Annotated in this window: 15 protein-coding genes; 2 read left to right on the top strand and 13 right to left on the bottom strand. The window is 61.7% G+C overall.

Features of this window, described 5'->3' with window-relative positions; translation table 11 throughout:
- Window positions 1–53: 53 nt before the first annotated feature.
- The 6 genes from ehuB to PH562_RS07110 form a co-directional block, all read right to left on the bottom strand.
- Window positions 54–911 carry an ectoine/hydroxyectoine ABC transporter substrate-binding protein EhuB gene (gene ehuB / locus PH562_RS07135; protein WP_285172335.1) on the bottom strand — a complete coding sequence of 286 codons (858 nt, stop codon included), beginning with the start codon at window positions 909–911 and terminating at the stop codon, window positions 54–56.
- A 104-nt stretch (window positions 912–1,015) separates the two neighbouring features.
- Complete coding sequence (doeB, locus tag PH562_RS07130) at window positions 1,016–2,035, bottom strand: N(2)-acetyl-L-2,4-diaminobutanoate deacetylase DoeB (RefSeq protein ID WP_285172333.1); 1,020 nt, start codon at window positions 2,033–2,035, stop codon at window positions 1,016–1,018.
- 9 nt (window positions 2,036–2,044) lie between these two features.
- Window positions 2,045–3,223 carry an ectoine hydrolase DoeA gene (doeA, locus tag PH562_RS07125; RefSeq protein ID WP_285172326.1) on the bottom strand — a complete coding sequence of 393 codons (1,179 nt, stop codon included), beginning with the start codon at window positions 3,221–3,223 and terminating at the stop codon, window positions 2,045–2,047.
- Window positions 3,220–4,236, bottom strand: a complete 1,017-nt coding sequence (gene eutC / locus PH562_RS07120; protein ID WP_285172324.1) for an ectoine utilization protein EutC — start codon at window positions 4,234–4,236, stop codon at window positions 3,220–3,222. Before eutC ends, doeA begins: the two co-directional genes overlap by 4 nt.
- A complete protein-coding gene (gene eutB, locus PH562_RS07115) occupies window positions 4,233–5,219 on the bottom strand; it encodes a hydroxyectoine utilization dehydratase EutB (RefSeq protein WP_285172322.1) in 987 nt (328 codons plus the stop codon). The genes eutC and eutB overlap by 4 nt, the downstream gene beginning before the upstream one ends.
- Window positions 5,220–5,502: 283 nt before the next feature.
- Window positions 5,503–6,702: a DUF3422 domain-containing protein gene (locus tag PH562_RS07110; RefSeq protein WP_285172320.1), complete on the bottom strand. Its 1,200-nt coding sequence runs from the start codon at window positions 6,700–6,702 to the stop codon at window positions 5,503–5,505.
- 274 nt (window positions 6,703–6,976) lie between these two features.
- On the opposite strand from PH562_RS07110, the gene PH562_RS07105 reads away from it, so the two are divergent.
- The gene (locus tag PH562_RS07105) at window positions 6,977–7,525 is read left to right on the top strand and encodes a VOC family protein (protein ID WP_285172318.1); all 549 of its coding nucleotides are present in this window, start codon (window positions 6,977–6,979) and stop codon (window positions 7,523–7,525) included.
- A gap of 21 nt (window positions 7,526–7,546) precedes the next feature.
- On the opposite strand, the gene lpdA is transcribed toward PH562_RS07105, so the two are convergent.
- From lpdA to PH562_RS07070, 7 genes are all read right to left on the bottom strand, one after another.
- Window positions 7,547–8,935, bottom strand: coding sequence for a dihydrolipoyl dehydrogenase (gene lpdA, locus PH562_RS07100; RefSeq protein ID WP_285172315.1), 1,389 nt, complete (start codon window positions 8,933–8,935; stop codon window positions 7,547–7,549).
- Between the two features lie 4 nt (window positions 8,936–8,939).
- A complete protein-coding gene (locus PH562_RS07095) occupies window positions 8,940–10,244 on the bottom strand; it encodes a dihydrolipoamide acetyltransferase family protein (RefSeq protein WP_285172313.1) in 1,305 nt (434 codons plus the stop codon).
- A gap of 2 nt (window positions 10,245–10,246) precedes the next feature.
- Complete coding sequence (locus PH562_RS07090) at window positions 10,247–11,260, bottom strand: alpha-ketoacid dehydrogenase subunit beta (RefSeq protein ID WP_285172310.1); 1,014 nt, start codon at window positions 11,258–11,260, stop codon at window positions 10,247–10,249.
- Window position 11,261: 1 nt separating this feature from the next.
- Window positions 11,262–12,494: a 3-methyl-2-oxobutanoate dehydrogenase (2-methylpropanoyl-transferring) subunit alpha gene (locus PH562_RS07085; protein ID WP_285172307.1), complete on the bottom strand. Its 1,233-nt coding sequence runs from the start codon at window positions 12,492–12,494 to the stop codon at window positions 11,262–11,264.
- Window positions 12,495–12,575: 81 nt separating this feature from the next.
- Window positions 12,576–13,703 carry an acyl-CoA dehydrogenase family protein gene (locus tag PH562_RS07080; protein WP_285172301.1) on the bottom strand — a complete coding sequence of 376 codons (1,128 nt, stop codon included), beginning with the start codon at window positions 13,701–13,703 and terminating at the stop codon, window positions 12,576–12,578.
- Window positions 13,704–13,728: 25 nt separating this feature from the next.
- Window positions 13,729–14,916, bottom strand: coding sequence for an acetyl-CoA C-acyltransferase (locus tag PH562_RS07075; RefSeq protein WP_285172299.1), 1,188 nt, complete (start codon window positions 14,914–14,916; stop codon window positions 13,729–13,731).
- Window positions 14,917–14,942: 26 nt separating this feature from the next.
- The gene (locus tag PH562_RS07070) at window positions 14,943–15,710 is read right to left on the bottom strand and encodes a 3-hydroxyacyl-CoA dehydrogenase (protein ID WP_285172297.1); all 768 of its coding nucleotides are present in this window, start codon (window positions 15,708–15,710) and stop codon (window positions 14,943–14,945) included.
- Window positions 15,711–15,848: 138 nt separating this feature from the next.
- On the opposite strand from PH562_RS07070, the gene PH562_RS07065 reads away from it, so the two are divergent.
- Window positions 15,849–16,913, top strand: coding sequence for an AraC family transcriptional regulator (locus PH562_RS07065; RefSeq protein ID WP_483315327.1), 1,065 nt, complete (start codon window positions 15,849–15,851; stop codon window positions 16,911–16,913).
- Window position 16,914 lies beyond the last annotated feature (1 nt).

Below are 16,914 nucleotides of genomic sequence, written 5' to 3'. Positions count from 1 at the left end.
ATCTGGCGACCGTCCGCAGACGGCCGCCAGCTCGTTCTTGACTATCGATAAGCTCACTTGCCCGCGCACAGGTCTTCGGTGCTCTTCGTGCGTGCCGCCTCGACGCTTTCGGCGCTCAAACCATAGGACATCAGGATCTTCTTGTAGTCGTCGGTCTTCTTGAAGGCTTCGAGAGCGGTATTGAAGGCCTTGTAGAGTTCCTTGTCCTCGGGCCGGAAATCGAAGCCGCCATAGCTTCTGACGGATTTTCCGTTGATGACCGGATCCGTGAAGGGCTCGGCATGCTCGACATTCGTGCTGCTCTGAACGAGCTTGGCGACAGTCAGCTCGGTTGCCGCATATGCGTCAGCGCGACCGGTCTGGATCGTGGACAGCGCATCCGCATTCGCCTGGATCATGACAATCTGGGATTCCGGAATGCCAAGGCCATGGAAGAAGTCCAGCTGATCGGCGCCCGATACGATCGCGACCTTGAGCGAGGGATCCTTCTTGATATCCTCATAGGAATGCAGCTTCTTCGGATTGCCCTTCGGCACCAGCAGCCCCTCGCCATAGCTGGAGTTCGGCGTGGTGAACTGCACCTGCTTGCAGCGTTCCGGCAGAATATTCTGCTCGGCGGCAACGAAATCGAAGCGTTTAGCCTTGAGGCCGGGAATGAGCGAGCCGAAGGGCGTCACGGTCCACTCGACGTCCTTGACACCCATCGACTTCAGAACCGCCGCGGCAACATCAGGGCCGATGCCCTTGGCGGCACCGCTCTCGTCCATGTAGCTATAGGGAACCTCATTGGCGCTGGCGCCACGGATATAGCCATCCTTCTTGATCTGCTCGAGGCTGGCGGCATGGGCGGAAGCGGCGAGGCCGATGGTCAGGCCCACGGCGGCGAGGCTGCGGTAAAAATTTGATCTCATGGTTCACTCCTCTGTGGTTGAAATTCGTTATCGGCTGTCCGGTTTTCCGGATCTTTGCCAACAACGGGGTGGTGACGCGCGCCGCGCAGTCGCGGCGCGGCAATTCAAGGCGCCTCCGTCAATGTTGCGACGACGGCCAAGCAATCCCCGACCTTGATGAGGCCGGGAAAATGACGCGCGGCGAGAACACCATCCAGCGCCGCCCGATAGTCAAAGGGTTCCGATCCAGTGCGGCCGATCGGATGGATGCGGGCGATGACCTCTCCCCGCACAACCCCGTCGCCAAGATCCTTCAGCGGCTCGAAAAGCCCATCGGCCTCTGAAAAGACGAAGCAATCTGACGATGGCATGTCGAGCCATTGCGTCGCTTCGACCTCCGGAGCGCCTGCGACGATTCCCGCGTGCTTCAAAACATTCAGAACGCCGCGCTTGGCAATGGAAGCCGTGCGCGCCGATATGGTTCCACCGCCTGAAAGCTCGGTGGTCACAAAGACCTTGCCCATCTCCTCGGCCGTGGTGTCATACATGCCGACGGCGTCGATCTCGATCATCCGCATGGAATAGGGCGCGGAGAACGCGGCAACGCCATCGAAGCAGGCCCTTTCCTGGCCCTTGTCCGGAAGAGCATGCGCGGCGGCATAGGGCAGGAAATCGAGCGTGCGGCCGCCCGAATGAAAATCGAGCACGATATCGGCAAGCGGCAGCAGGTAACGGGTAAAATAGTCGGCGATCTTCTCGGTCACGCTGCCGTCGGGTCGGCCCGGAAAACTCCGATTGAGATTGCCCTTGTCGATCGGCGAGGTACGGGTGGCCGCCTGGAAAGCGGGGTAATTCATCGCGGGTACGATGATGATCCTCCCCTTGATCTCCTCCGACTTCAGGGTGCGGGCGAGATCGAAGAGGGCAACGGGCCCCTCATATTCATCGCCATGATTGGCGCCAGTTAAAAGCGCCGTCGGCCCTTCGCCATTCCTGATGACGCAGATGGGGATCATGATCGAACCCCAGGCGGAATCGTCGCGCGACCAGGGAAGGCGCAGGTGGCCGTGCTGGATGCCGTCGCGGTCGAAATCGACTGTCGGCGTGATCGGCGATGGACGTTTGGATATGCTCATGCTGTTCATCTCAGGCCATCACTTGACAACAAGCCGTCGGGGAACGTTCGACAGGCACTCGACGCCGCTCTCGGTGATGACGATGCTTTCGGTGATTTCCATACCCATGTCTTCCAGCCAGAGGCCGGTCATGAAATGGAAGGTCATGCCGGGCTTGAGCTCGGTACGGTCGCCCGGGCGCAGGCTCATGGTGCGCTCGCCCCAATCCGGCGGATAGGAAAGGCCGATCGGATAGCCGGTGCGGTTGTCCTTGACGATCCCGTATTTCTTCAGAACCGCGAAGAAGGCATTGGCGATGTCCTCGCAGACGTTACCTGGCTTGGCGGCGGCAAGACCGGCCTCCATGCCCTCGAGCGTTGCCTTCTCCGCGTCGAGAAAGGCCTGCGTCGGCTTGCCGAGGAAGACGGTGCGCGACAGCGGGCAATGGTAGCGGCGATAGCAGCCGGCGATCTCGAAAAAGGTGCCCTCGCCGCTCTTCATCGGCTTGTCGTCCCAGGTCAGATGCGGGGCGGAGGCATCCGCACCCGATGGCAGCAAGGGAACGATTGCGGCATAATCTCCGCCGAAGCCATCGACGCCGCGAATGCCGGCATCGTAGATTTCGGCGACCAGATCGGACTTGCGAATGCCCGGCTCGACTTTCTCGACGATCCGCTGGTGCATGGCTTCGACGATACGGCCGGCCTTGCGCATATAGTCGAGCTCAGTCGGACTTTTGACGGCGCGCTGCCAATTGACGAGCCCTTGGGCATCCTTGAAGCGGGCATTTGGCAGATGCTTGACGAGCGATGCATACGCCGCGGCGGTGAACCAGTAATTGTCCATCTCGACGGCGATAGAGGCGCTGGCCCAGCCACGCTCCTCAATGATCTTCGAAAGCAGATCCATCGGATGGCGCTCATTGGACTGCACATAGTGATCGGGATAGCCGATGATATTGTCATGGCCGAGATAGGCCGTGCGCTTGGCGCCATTGGCATCCTGGCCGCGGCCATACCAGATCGGCTCGCCGGTATCAGGCACCAGCACGCATTGATGCACGTAGAAGGACCAGCCGTCATAGCCGGTCAGCCAGTGCATGTTGGAGGGATCCGTGACGATGACGAGATCGACACCGGCCTTTTCCATGGCGCGGCGCGTCTTTTCGAGCCTCTCGGCATATTCGGCGCGGGTGAAATTGAGGGTCGGTTCGCTCACGCTGGGTCTCCTGATGCTTTCGTCGTTTCGATCGCTTGGCCCACGCCCGCCGAGACGGCGCGGCGATGGGCAAGCGTGGCAATGGCGGTATCTTGGACGCCGGTCCCGGTCAGATCGCAAAGCGTGATCGCCTCGCGCGACCGGCGGCCGGCAATCTGACCCGAGACGATGGCCCCGAGTTCGGGAAAATCGTTGGTCTCGCTCACAAGCCCAGCGGCGATTGCATGATGAAGCTCACCCAGCCGCCGCGTCTGCTTCAGACTGTCGGCAACATAAGGCGCGGCCTTCAGGATGGCGGTCGGATCGATCTCGTTCTTGTGTTCGGCGTCGGAACCCATGGCGGTGACATGCTGGCCCGGCTGCAGCCACGCGGCTTTGAGGATCGGCTTGTAGGCGGGCGTCGTCGTCACGATAATGTCAGCGCCGCGACAAGCGGTTTCGGCATCGGCTTCCGCCGTCACGGGAAGGCCGAGTTCGGCCGTCAATTCCGAAGCGAGCCTTTCGGCTTTTGCCAGATCGCGCGCCCAAATTCGCGCCGCCTCGATCGGCCGAACCAGCGTGAGCGCAAGCAATTGCAGGCGGGCCTGCATGCCGGCTCCGAAAATTGCGGCAATCCGCGCGTCAGGACGGGCAAGATGCCGTGCTGCCACGGCCCCCGCAGCAGCAGTGCGTACATCCGTCAGATAGCCATTGTCGAGCAGGAGTGCCTCGACCAGACCGGTATGCGCCGACAGCAGCATCATCAGCCCGTTGGTGCTTGGCAACCCAAGTGATGGATTATCGAAAAAGCCGGGGCTTACCTTGATCGCGAAACTGCCGAGATCGGGAACATAGGCCGTCTTCACGTCGACCTCGCCGCGATGGGCGGGAATATCGAGCCGCATGATCGGCGGCATTTCCACGGCCTTTGTCGCCAGCGCCGCGAATGCCTGTTCGACGCAATCGACGGCATCGCTATCGAGCCGAACGATCTTGCGAAGATCTGTTTCCGTCAGGATCAGCACGCGGGTCATGGCGCCACTCCCCTATCGGGACCACTCACGATTGCTCGATGGGTCGCCGGATCGATATTGCCTCCGGACACGATAACAACCGTCAGACCATCGGGCTTGATCTTGCCGGCGAGCAAGGCCGCTATCCCGACGGCACCCGCCCCTTCGACGGTCAACCCCTCGATCAAGGCCGCATGGCGAATGCCGGCGGCGATCTCCTCCTCGCTAAGCAGGATGACATCATCGAGAAGCGCCAGGCACATTCGGAACGTCAGCCGGTTATCGAGCCCAATGCCGCCACCCAGCGAATCCGCCAGGGTCTCCACCTCCCGCACATCCGTCGGCCGGCCGACCGCAAGGCTTGCCACCATCGCCGCGCCACGCTCCATCGACACGCCAGTGATTTTGGCATTCGGCAGACGGCTCTTGATCGCAGCCGCAACGCCCGACGCCAACCCACCGCCCGAGAGCGGCACAAGGACTAGCGCGGTCTCCGGCAGATCATCGGCGACCTCGAGCCCGAGCGTGCCTTGACCTGCAATGACATCGGCATCATCAAACGGGGGAATGAAACACATGCCCTCTTCACGGACGAGGCGCTCGACCTCCAGCATCGCATCATCCTGCGAGTGCCCGACAATACGAATATCAGCCCCAAGATTCCGGATAGCCTCGACCTTGTTGGCGGGAACAAGTGCAGACAGGCAGATCGTCGCGCGAGCGCCCATCGCCTTGGCAGCATGGGCAACCGCCCTGCCGTGATTGCCGGTCGATGCCGTCACAAGCCCGCGCGAACGTGCCTTTTCATCCAAACATAGAAGCGCATTCGTGGCGCCGCGAAGCTTGAAACTGCCCGTATGCTGATGATTTTCCAGCTTGAGATGAACCGGAACGCTTGTCCGCTGAGACAGAGCTTGCGAGAGCCGCAACGGCGTGCGCAGCACGTTTGGCGCAATGCGTTGCCGCGCCGCTTCTATATCCTGCAGTGTCACCATCATTGTCATGGCGCACACCGATGCCTTGCCCATGATGCAACCGGCGTCATTACGAACTTCATCTCTTTCTCGCGCTGGATGTTCATGACTATCAGCGTGAAAGAGACAATGGATCATGTCAATCTGTATATTGTTTCATTACAATTATAAGTGCGCCTCCCAAGACTGATAGCCAAGTGAGGCCATGTCAGCATGGCGCGCGCCGACGGATCGCCAGCTGCATGGGATTTCGTATTCGTGCTGATGCAAATGCCGGCGCAGGCAGTTGCTGTGCGCTGCGTTCAAAAAGACGTCAGGATTTCAGCGCGTGCCTGACCCTCAGGATCGCAAGGGCGACTGCTCCGATCACCACGGGAATGGAGATCAGCATGTAGATTGGATTGATGTGAAGGCCGGCATGATCCGCCGTCTCGATCGCGACCTTGATCAGGCTCAGAAGGTAGTAGCTGATGGCGATGATCGAGAGACCCTCGACCGCCCGCTGAATTTTGACCTGGGTTTCGGCGCGCTCGGCCATGGCCTGGATCTGAACGGCGTTCTGGACCTCGATCTCCACCTGGATGCGGGTCTGGAGCAAATCGATCAGATGCATGGTCGCATGCGATAGCTGCTCCAGGCGCAATGCAGTCGCCTCACAACTCCTGACTGCCGGTTTGAAGCGGCGCGCGACGAAAACCCCGAAACGCTGAAAACCTGGAACATGGGTCTCGCGCAGCTCGGCGATGCGTTCCTCGACGATCTTGGCATAGGCTGCCGTGGCACCAAAACGATTGCGCGTCTGCGCCGCCGCGGAGATCACCTCCGCGGAAAGCTGGGAAATCTCATCGAGCAGTCGCTTATGGTCTTCGGCGGAGGTCGATACGTGGCGATTGGTCAATTCGACAAGCTTCCGGTCGTAGCCGCCAAGAACAGGACCAAGCCGCCGTGCCTCCGGAAAGCCCAAAAGCGCCATGACGCGGTAGGTCTCGATTTCATAGACCCTGCGAACCATGCGGCCGAGCCGATATGCATTGAGGTCATGGTTGAAAAGGATCGTACGGCTGGTGCCGTTGTCTCCGACGCGAAAATCCGAGCAAACGAGTGCAGCTCCGCCGCCAATCGTGGAGGCCGCCGTATCGCCGAATTGAAGCGCCGAAAGGAGAGGTCCGAGTTCGCTCGGCGCCGATCCGCAAATGAGAATTTCCAATCGGCAAATGAACGACCAGTCGGTCAGGCCGGCGAGCCGCGCCGCCTCATCGATCGACAGCGAACCCGCAGGCCAGGTCGAGGGTTCGGCCTCAAGAGGCGTAACCCGGGTGACGGTGACAAATTCGGTGTGAAACTCGACCTGTGTCCGAGGACCTTCGATTGCGTCCTCGGCAACGACGACGCGGTGGCTCAGGTCGGAAGTCGACGGTGATGTGCTCGACAGGGCTATATGCTCGACCAGCGCCGGACCCGAAAAATAGATCGATGGCCGCGCGTGAAGTTCCGAATTGAAATCGACTGCCACCGTTTTCGCTCCCCCAAGCAAATGCCTGCTCCAATCGTATGCCGGCCATTGCGGCAATCGGCAATGCTTCGCTGCCTGCGACAGAGTGTCCCGAGGTTTTGAAGGCAACCCTGTTCGGCTGAATTCTGACATAGGGTAAGCTCGACGCAACCAACATCGATCGCATGACTTGCGAACCGAGGCTTTCGGTAGAAAAATAGCGGTGAACGCACGGCCAGACTCAGAGAACGACACAACCGGTGGTTCACCCTGGGAGTATTGAAGGGGAGATCGCATGACAAATGCCGCAAGCCTGGGATTGCCTGGCCTCCTGGGTCAGGACCATACGGGCATCACCGTTCCTGATCTTGACGAGGCACTCGACTTCTTCGTCCGGATACTCGGTTGCAAGCATGCCTATACCTTCGGCCCGATCGGTGACGATGACGGCGATTTCATGCATCAGGCGTTGGGCACCCATCCACGCGCCCGCATCAGGCGTGCGGCGCTTATCCGCATCGGCCACGGCTCCAACCTGGAGCTCTTCGAATATGAAGCACCGGACCAACGTCGCATTGAACAAAAGAACAGCGACATTGGGGCCTTCCATGTCGGACTTTACGTCGAAGACATTCAGGCGGCCAAGGCCTACCTCGATGCACAAGGCATCACGACCCGCCTCGGACCGCTCTCCATCAGCGAGGGACCGAATGCCGGACAAAGCATCCTCTATTTCCAGTCCGCCTGGGGCTTGCAATTGGAGGTCATCAGCTATCCGGAGGGCATGGCCTACGAAAAGACGGCCGAAACCGTCCTTTGGTCGCCGAAATCTCCGGAAAAATGACTATTGCCACCTGACGCCGGCTCAGATGTGCAGGGCATGGCCAAGCGCTTTCAATGCGGCTTCCTGCAGGCTTTCGCTGCGGGTCGGATGGGCGTGGATCGTGCCCGCGATGTCTTCCAGCCGCGCGCCCATCTCGAGTGCCAGCGAGAACGCGCTTGACAGTTCTGAGACGCCGGCACCAACCGCCTGCAGGCCAAGCACCAGATTGGTGTCCGCGCGCGCCACAGCCCGCACAAAACCATCTTCCGACTGGGTCGTCATCGCCCGCCCGTTGGCAGCGAAGGGAAAGTGACCGACGCGGATTTCATAGCCCTGAACGCGCGCTTCATCGGGTGAAAGCCCCGCGGTGACGATCTCGGGATCGGTGAAGCAGACGGCGGGCATGGCACGTTTATCCCAGACACGCTTGCGGCCGGCAACGATCTCAGCGACCATCTCCCCCTGCGCCATGGCACGATGGGCAAGCATCGGCTCGCCGGTGACATCGCCGATGGCATAGACACCGCGCATGGATGTGCGGCAGCGCTCATCGATGCGGATGAAGCGGCCGGCGCGATCGAGATCGAGCTCTTCGAGACCGCAACCTTCCGTGCGCGGCTTGCGCCCGACTGTGACGAGAACCTTGTTCGCGGCGATCTGTTCCTCTTCGCCGGCAGCGGTCTCGATCAGCAGCGCCTCTCCCGAATAGGCTTTCGCCTTCGCTCCAGTCAGCACACGCACGCCAAGCTCATGCAGGCGTTTGGCAACCGGCTTGACGAGCTCGGCGTCATATTGCGGCAGGATCTGCAGCATTGCCTCGACCACTGTGACCTGCGCGCCCAGCTTGGCGAAGGCAGTGCCGAGTTCCAGGCCGATATAGCCGCCGCCGACGACAGCAAGTGTATTGGGCACACTCGTCAGCGACAGTGCCTCGGTGGACGAGAGGATCGCTCCGCCAAAGGGCAGCAGCGGCAACTCGACCGGTTGGGAGCCAGTCGCAATGACAACCGTTTCGGCACGGATGACCTGAGTTCCCGTCTCGGTCTCGACTTCGACAGTCTTGCCGTCACGGAACGTCGCCTGTCCATGCACGATCTTGACCTTGGACTTGCGCAGGAGCCCAAGCACGCCGCCGTTCAGCCGGCCGACGATGCCATCCTTCCAGCGTATGGTCTGCGCGAGATCAAGCTTGGGTGCCTCGACAGTAATGCCGAGCGCATTGGGGCTGGTCATGTGGCTGATCTTTTCGAACTCCTCGGCCGCGTGAATCAGTGCCTTGGAGGGGATGCAGCCGATATTCAGGCAGGTGCCCCCGGCCTTTGTGGATTCGACGATGACAGTATCCACGCCGAGCTGTCCGGCGCGGATGGCACAGATATAGCCCCCGGGACCGGCGCCGATAACGAGGAGCTTGCAGACGATTTCTTTCATGTCATCAACCTTCGATGAAGATCAGCGCGGGAGTTTCCAGCAGGGCCTTGATCCGCTGCACGAAGACTGCTGCGTCCCAGCCGTCGACAATGCGATGGTCGAAGCTCGACGACAGGTTCATGATCTTGCGCGGGATGAATTGAGTGCCATCCCAGATGGGCCGGGCCACGATCTTGTTCACGCCGACGATCGCGACTTCCGGATGGTTGATGATCGGCGTCGTGACGATGCCGCCTAGCGCGCCGAGCGAGCTGATGGTGATCGTGGAGCCGGAAAGCTCCTCGCGCGCGGCGGTGCCATTGCGGGCGGCCTCGGCAAGACGCACGAGCTCGGCGGCAACGTCCCAGATCGACCGGGCCTCCGCATGCCGCACGACCGGCACGGTGAGGCCCGACGGCGTCTGCGTGGCGATGCCGATATGAACGGCACTATAGCGGGTGACAACGCCGGCATCGTCGTCAAAGGTGGCATTGACGCCCGGCTGCTCGCCGATCGTCTTGACCAGCGCCCGCATCAGAAAGGGCAGGATGGTCAGCTTCGTCTGATCCGGCTTGCGGCCGGCATTCATCGTCGCGCGCAGATCCTCGAGGTCGGTGACATCGACCTCTTCGACATAGGTGATGTGGGGAATGCGCGAGCTGGCAAGACGCATCTTTTCGGCGATGCGGCGACGCAAACCGGTCACCTTGATCTCTTCGGTGGCGGTCTTTCGGGCAAGCCCGGTTTGAGCAGCGGGAGCGGGCTGAGCGCCGCGCGCAACGAACTGATCGAGGTCTTCATGGGTAATGCGACCGGCCGGACCTGTACCGATCACCTGGCGCAGATCGACGCCGGCCTCTTGAGCCCGCAAGCGCACGGCAGGCGATGCCAGCGGTCGCTCCACCGGCTCGCGAGCGGCGGGGCGCTCGGCAACTCCTTCTGGCTCGATGTTTTTCGCTTCGATGACCGCTTTCGCCGGAGACGGTGCCGTCGGCTTGGCTTCCACGGGCTTGCCCTGGACTGGCTCGACTTTCGCAGGCGGCTCGGCATCGTGGGTCGGAGCTTTTTCGGCTGCATTCCCATCCTCGCCAGCGACCTTGATGCGCAGCAGCGGCGCCTTGACGGCGACCGTATCACCGACCTCGGCGCCGAGCCAGAGCACGACGCCTTCGACCGGAGAAGGGATTTCCACCGTCGCCTTGTCGGTCATGACGGCGGCGAGGATCATGTCCTCACGCACCGGATCGCCCGGCTTGACATGCCATTCAACCAGTTCGGCCTCAGCCACGCCTTCACCCACATCGGGCATCTTGATGACGAATTCACCCATCCTCAGCCCTCCATCACTTCTTTCAGCGCCCGGCCGACGCGGGCGGGACCGGGGAAATAATCCCATTCCTGTGCGTGCGGATAGGGCGTATCCCAGCCGGTTATGCGGACGATCGGCGCCTCGAGACTATAGAAGCATTGCTCCTGAACCAGCGAAGCGACTTCCGCGCCGAAACCGGAGGTGAGCGTCGCCTCGTGCACGACGACACAGCGGCCGGTCTTTTTCACCGACTGGACGATCGTATCGAGATCGAGCGGCAGAAGGCTGCGCAGATCGATCACCTCGGCATCGATCCCCGTTTCCTCGGCCGCGGCAAGCGCCACATGCACCATCGTACCATAGGCGACCACGGTGACGGCGCTGCCCAGCCGGCGGATTTCCGCCTTGCCGATCGGGATCGTATAGTGCCCTTCTGGAACCTCGCCGAGGTCATGTTTCGACCAGGGCGTCACCGGCCTTTCATGATGACCGTCGAAAGGGCCGTTATAAAGCCGCTTCGGCTCGAGGAACATCACCGGATCCGGGTCCTCTATCGCCGCCATCAGCAGGCCCTTGGCGTCGTAGGGATTGGAAGGCACGATGACCTTCAGGCCGCAGACATGGGTGAAGAGTGCCTCCGGGCTCTGGCTGTGCGTCTGCCCGCCGAAGATGCCGCCGCCGGTCGGCATGCGCACGACGATCGGGCAGGTGAAGTCGCCGTTGGAGCGGTAGCGGATGCGTGCGGCCTCCTGGGTGATCTGATCGTAGGCCGGGTACATGTAATCGGCGAACTGGATTTCGACGCAGGGCTTCAAACCATACGCGGCCATGCCGATTGCAGTGCCAAGAATGCCGGATTCGTTGATCGGCGCATCGAAGCAGCGGGTCTTGCCGTATTTGGCCTGGAGCCCCTGCGTGGCGCGGAAAACGCCGCCGAAATAGCCGACATCCTCGCCGAAGACGACGACATTGTCGTCACGCCCCATCGAGACGTCCATGGCGCTGCGCACGGCCTCGATCATTGTCATTCTTGCCATGTCAATATCCTGCCTTCTGCCGCTGGCGACGGATATGGGCGGGCATTTCCGCATAGACGCCCTCGAAGATATCCCGCACCGACGGCTTGCCGCCTGCATGGAGCGTGCCGTGGCTTTCGGCCTGCTTCTGTGCCTCGATGACCTCATCGAGAACCTCGGCCTCCGCCTGGGCATGGCGCTCTTCCGACCAGACACCGCGCACGATCAGATGCTTCTTCAGCCGCAACACTGGGTCGCCGAGCGGCCAGGCCTCGGATTCGGTTTTCGGACGGTAGGCGCTCGGGTCATCGGAGGTGGAATGGGCGCCGACGCGGTAGGTGACATATTCGATCAGGGTAGGCCCGAGATTGCGCCGAGCACGCTCGGCCGCCCATTTGGCGACGGCGTAGACGGCCAGATAGTCGTTGCCGTCGACGCGCAGCGCCGGGATACCAAAGCCGAGGCCGCGGGCCGCAAAGGTGCCGGACCCACCGCGGGCAATGCCCTGGAAGGTCGAAATGGCCCACTGGTTGTTGACGATATTGAGGATAACCGGCGCCTTGTAGGTGGAGGCGAAGACCAGTGCGGAATGGAAATCGGATTCGGCAGTCGAGCCGTCGCCGATCCAGGCGGCAGCGATCTTGTTGTCGTTCTTGATGGCCGAGGCCATCGCCCAGCCGACGGCCTGCACATATTGGGTGGCAAGATTGCCTGATATGGTGAAGAAGCCATGCTCCTTCGACGAGTACATGATCGGCAGTTGCCGGCCACGCAAAGGATCGGCCTCGTTCGAGTAGATCTGGTTCATCATCTCGACCATCGGATAGTCGTCGGCGATGAGAAGCCCCGCCTGGCGATAGGTCGGGAAATTCATATCCCCCTTGTTCAGCGCCTTGCGGAAGGCGGAGCTGACCGCCTCCTCGCCGAGATGCTGCATGTAGAAGGAGGTTTTTCCCTGGCGCTGCGCCATCAGCATGCGCGCATCGAAAGCTCTGAGCTTCATCATGTTGCGCAGGCCCGTCAGCAATTCCTCATCGGAGAGCAGCCCGGCCCATGGGCCGACGGCTTCGCCGTCGCGGTTGAGAACGCGGATGATGGAATAGGCGAGATCGCGGATCTCTTCCGGCGCCACGTCGACCGCCGGCTTTGGTACGGCGCCGGCTTTGGCGATCTTGACGTTGGAGAAATCCGGCTGGCCGCCTGGCCGCACCGCCGGCTCGGGGACATGCAGGCTTAGATTTGGTACCTCGTTCATGCGCTGTGATACCTCCCTCGTCGGCCGCCCCACCCGCGCTCCCCACGGCGGGCACGGCCGCAAACATCCTAAGAAAACATACTATAAGTTGCGCGCGATAACGATGCGCTGAACGTCGCTCGTCCCCTCGTAAATCTGGCAGATGCGGACGTCGCGGTAGATGCGCTCCACCGGATAATCCGCCATGTATCCATAGCCGCCATGGATCTGAATCGCGTCGGAGCAGACCTTTTCGGCCATTTCCGAGGCAAACAGCTTCGCCATCGACGCTTCGGTAAGGCAGGGTTGTCCCTCCTCTTTCAACTGTGCCGCGTGCAGCACCATCTGGCGGGCGACCTCGATCTGAGTCGCCATGTCGGCAAGCCGGAAAGCAACCGCCTGATGATCGATGATCGGCGAGCCGAATGCGGTGCGCTCACGGGCATAGTCGCGCGCCGCCTCGAAAGCCGCTCGCGCCATGCCGACGGATTGCGAAGCGATGCCGATGCGGCCGCCTTCGAGATTCGACAGGGCGATCCTGTAGCCGTCGCCTTCCTCGCCGAGCCGATTTTCGGCGGGGATGCGCATGCCGGTAAAGGCGATCTGGCAGGTGTCGGACGAGTGAAGACCGAGTTTGTGTTCGACGCGCACGATTTCGTAGCCGGGCGTGTCGGTCGGCACGATGAAGGCCGAGATGCCTTTCTTGCCCGCCTCGGGGTCGGTGACGGCGAAGACGATGATGACATTGCCGTTCTTGCCCGAAGTAATGAACTGCTTGGCGCCATCGATGACATAATGATCGCCGTCACGGCGGGCGCGGGTCTTCAGGTTCGAGGCGTCGGAGCCGGCCTGCGGCTCGGTCAAGGCAAAGCCGCCGATCCATTCGCCACTTGCCAGTTTCGGCAGGAAGCGCTGCTTCTGCTCCTCCGTGCCGTATTTCAGGATCGGCATGCAGCCGACGGAGCTGTGCACGCTCATGATGGTCGAGCACGGCCCGTCTCCGGCGGCGATTTCCTCAAGTGCTACGGCATAGGCGATCACGCCCGTTTCCGAACCGCCATAGGCCTCGGGTACGAGCATGCCGAGGAAGCCGAGCTCGCCCATCTCCTTCAACTCCTCGCGGGGAAAGAGGCTCTTCGCATCGCGCTCGGCAGCACCCGGCGCCAAGCGCTCCCTGGCAAAATCACGCGCCATGTCGCGGATCTGGATCTGGTCTTCGCTCAGGATCATGGTCCGGTCTCCTCCTCGAAACCGTTCAGTTCAGTTCGACGGCCATGGCGGTTGCTTCGCCGCCGCCGATACAAAGCGTCGCCATGCCACGCTTCATGCCGTGGCGCTTGAGTGCTGCAAGCAGCGTGACGAGCACGCGGGCGCCGGACGCGCCGATCGGATGGCCGAGCGCGCAGGCGCCGCCGTGAACATTGACCTTGTCATGCGGTAAGTCGAGATCGCGCACCGCCGCCATGGCGACGACGGCAAAGGCCTCGTTGATCTCGAACAGATCGACATCCCGAAGGGTCCAGCCGGTGCGTTCGGAAAGCTTGCGCAAGGCACCAATCGGCGCGGTCGCGAAGAGATTGGGCGCCTGCGAATGCGTGGAGTGGCCGACGATGGTGGCAAGCGGTGCGATACCTTCGCGCTCGGCCTTTGAGCGCCGCATCAGTACCAGCGCGGCAGCACCATCGGAGATGGACGAGGCATTCGCGGCGGTCACCGTGCCGTTTTCACGGAAAGCCGGCTTGAGCGTCGGGATTCTTTCCGGCTTCGCCTTTCCAGGCTGTTCGTCACGGTCGACAACAAGTTCGGATCGCCCTGTCTTTACAGTAACCGGAATGATCTCGGCGTCGAATGCACCCTCCTCGATCGCCTTGCGGGCACGGGTCAGGGATGTGACGGCGTAGTCGTCCTGTGCGGTACGGGTAAACTGATAGGCTTCGGCGCAATCCTCGGCGAAAGTGCCCATGAGGCGTCCCTTGTCATAGGCGTCTTCGAGCCCATCGAGGAACATGTGGTCGATGACGCGGCCGTGCCCAAGCCGGTAGCCGCCGCGCGCCCGATCGAGCAGATAGGGAGCATTCGTCATGCTCTCCATGCCGCCGGCAACGGCGACCGACACACTGCCGGCGCCGATCAGATCATGTCCCAGCATGACGGCCTTCATTCCCGAACCGCACATCTTGTTGACAGTGGTCGCGCCCGCCGCAAACGGCAGACCAGCACCGATCGCGGCTTGTCTTGCCGGTGCCTGGCCCTGCCCGGCCGGGAGAACGCAACCGAAGACCGCTTCCTCCACGGCATCCGGACTAACACCACTGCGCTCGAGTGCGGCGCGGATGGCGGCAGCACCGAGTTCCGGCGCCGTGCAATCCTTAAAATCTCCCTGGAAGCCGCCCATCGGAGTACGGGCCGCGCCAACGATGACGATCGGATCTTCTCGCGTCATATCAAACCTCCCGTTACGAGCCTGCCTTAGTGCGACGCCATGCGCAACGCGCCATCGAGGCGGATGACTTCGCCATTCAGCATGACGTTCTCACAGATGTGGCGTACCAATGCGGCGAATTCCACGGGCTTTCCGAAGCGCTGCGGAAAGGGCACGCTCTTGCTCAGCGATTCCTGCACCTCGTGCGGCATGCCGGCCATCATCGGCGTCTCGAAAATACCTGGCGCGATGGCGACGACGCGAATGCCGCTGCGCGCCAATTCGCGGGCGATCGGCAGCGTCATGGCGGCAACGCCGCCCTTGGAAGCCGCATAGGCCGCCTGACCGATCTGCCCGTCGAAGGCGGCAATCGAAGCCGTGTTGACGATGACCCCGCGCTCGCCGTCCGCATTCGGCTGCTCCTTGGCGATGGCCGCGGCCGCGAGCCGGATCATGTTGAAAGTACCGATGAGATTGATGCCGATCGTGCGGCCAAAACTGTCGAGCCGGTGCGGACCGTTGCGGCCAATCACCTTCTCGCCGGGCGCGATGCCAGCGCAACTGACGAGCCCATGCAGATGGCCGAAGCGCTCCTGCGCCATATCGATCGCGGCTTGGCCGTCTTGTTCCTGCGTGACGTCGGTCTTGATGAAAGCGGCGCTGGCTCCAAGCTCGCTGATGACGGCGGCGCCGGCGTCCGCGTTGAGGTCGGCAATGACCACGTTCGCGCCTTCACCTGCCAGCATGCGCGCAACCGCAGCCCCAAGGCCCGAACCGCCACCGGTAACGACGAAGGTCTTTCCCTGGATCAACATGGTCGCTCTCCTCCAGCGCAGTCGATTTCAACCGAGGGCTTCCACGCTTCGTGCAGTCGCCCGCAGTATCGTATCCCCGGAAGAGCGCGATTCACCTTGCGCCTCGGTCAAGCTTATCGCCGCACGATATTGCATTCGATGACAAAAGCGTCTCAAATCAGCGGCCAGTTTTACCATATTTCGCAGGTCATGACGATGACGGAAACCGCACGGCGGATGATATCACCTTTCTTCGTGAAAGAGGCGATCGACTGCCTTCGGCGGCAGGGAAAATCGCCCGAACGATTGCTCGCGACGCTCGGCCTATCCGCTCAGATCGACGCGCCGATTTCGGCCGAAAGCTATGGCGCGCTCTGGCTGGCGATCGCGGCCGAGATGGATGACGAATTCTTCGGCATGGGCGGCAGACCTATGCGTCGCGGCAGCTTCACGCTGCTCGGTCATTGCGTACTACACGCAAGGACCCTCGACCAGGCACTACAGCGGGCGCTGCGATTTTTGAACATTGTGCTGGAAGACCCGAAAGGGCATATCGAAGTGGTCGATGGGCTGGCGCATATTGTGCTAACCGACCTGAAGAACGCGCGTTCGGCCTTTGCCTACCGGACCTATTGGATCTTGCTGCACGGCATCGCCTGTTGGCTCATCGGGCGGCGTATCCCTCTTCGGATGGTCGATTTTCGCTGCGCCGAGCCGGACCATGGTGCAGATTACCGGCAATTTTTCGGGGCGCCCGTGCGCTTCTCACAGCCGGCAAGCAGGCTTGCCTTCGATGCCTCTCTCCTTAAGCTGGCGGTGACGCGCAACGAGCAGGCTCTGAAGCAATTTCTACGCAATGCGCCGGCCAATATTCTCGTGCGTTACCGCTATGACGCCGGCCTTGCGGCGAGCGTGCGCAAGCGGCTGCGCCAATCGCCGCCCGCCTCATGGAAGGCATTCGATGATTTGGCCGCGCAAATGCGCATGTCTCCTTCGACCCTGCGGCATCGCCTGCATGCCGAGGGCCAGAACTATGCCGCCATCAGGGATGAAATCCGCCGCGATCTTGCAATCGAGATGCTGCAAACGACCAAGTTCGGCGTCGGGGAAATCGCAACACGCCTCGGCTTTTCCGAACCCAGCGCCTTTCATCGGGCATTCCGGAAGTGGACCGCAAGGAGCCCGGCTGCATTTCGAAAGGAGATGACCGCGCGAAACCGGTGAC

Origin of the sequence: Rhizobium centroccidentale, from assembly GCF_030182565.1 — a bacterium.
In the GTDB taxonomy this organism is placed as follows: domain Bacteria; phylum Pseudomonadota; class Alphaproteobacteria; order Rhizobiales; family Rhizobiaceae; genus Rhizobium.
This window is presented reverse-complemented; position numbering and strand designations above follow the sequence as displayed.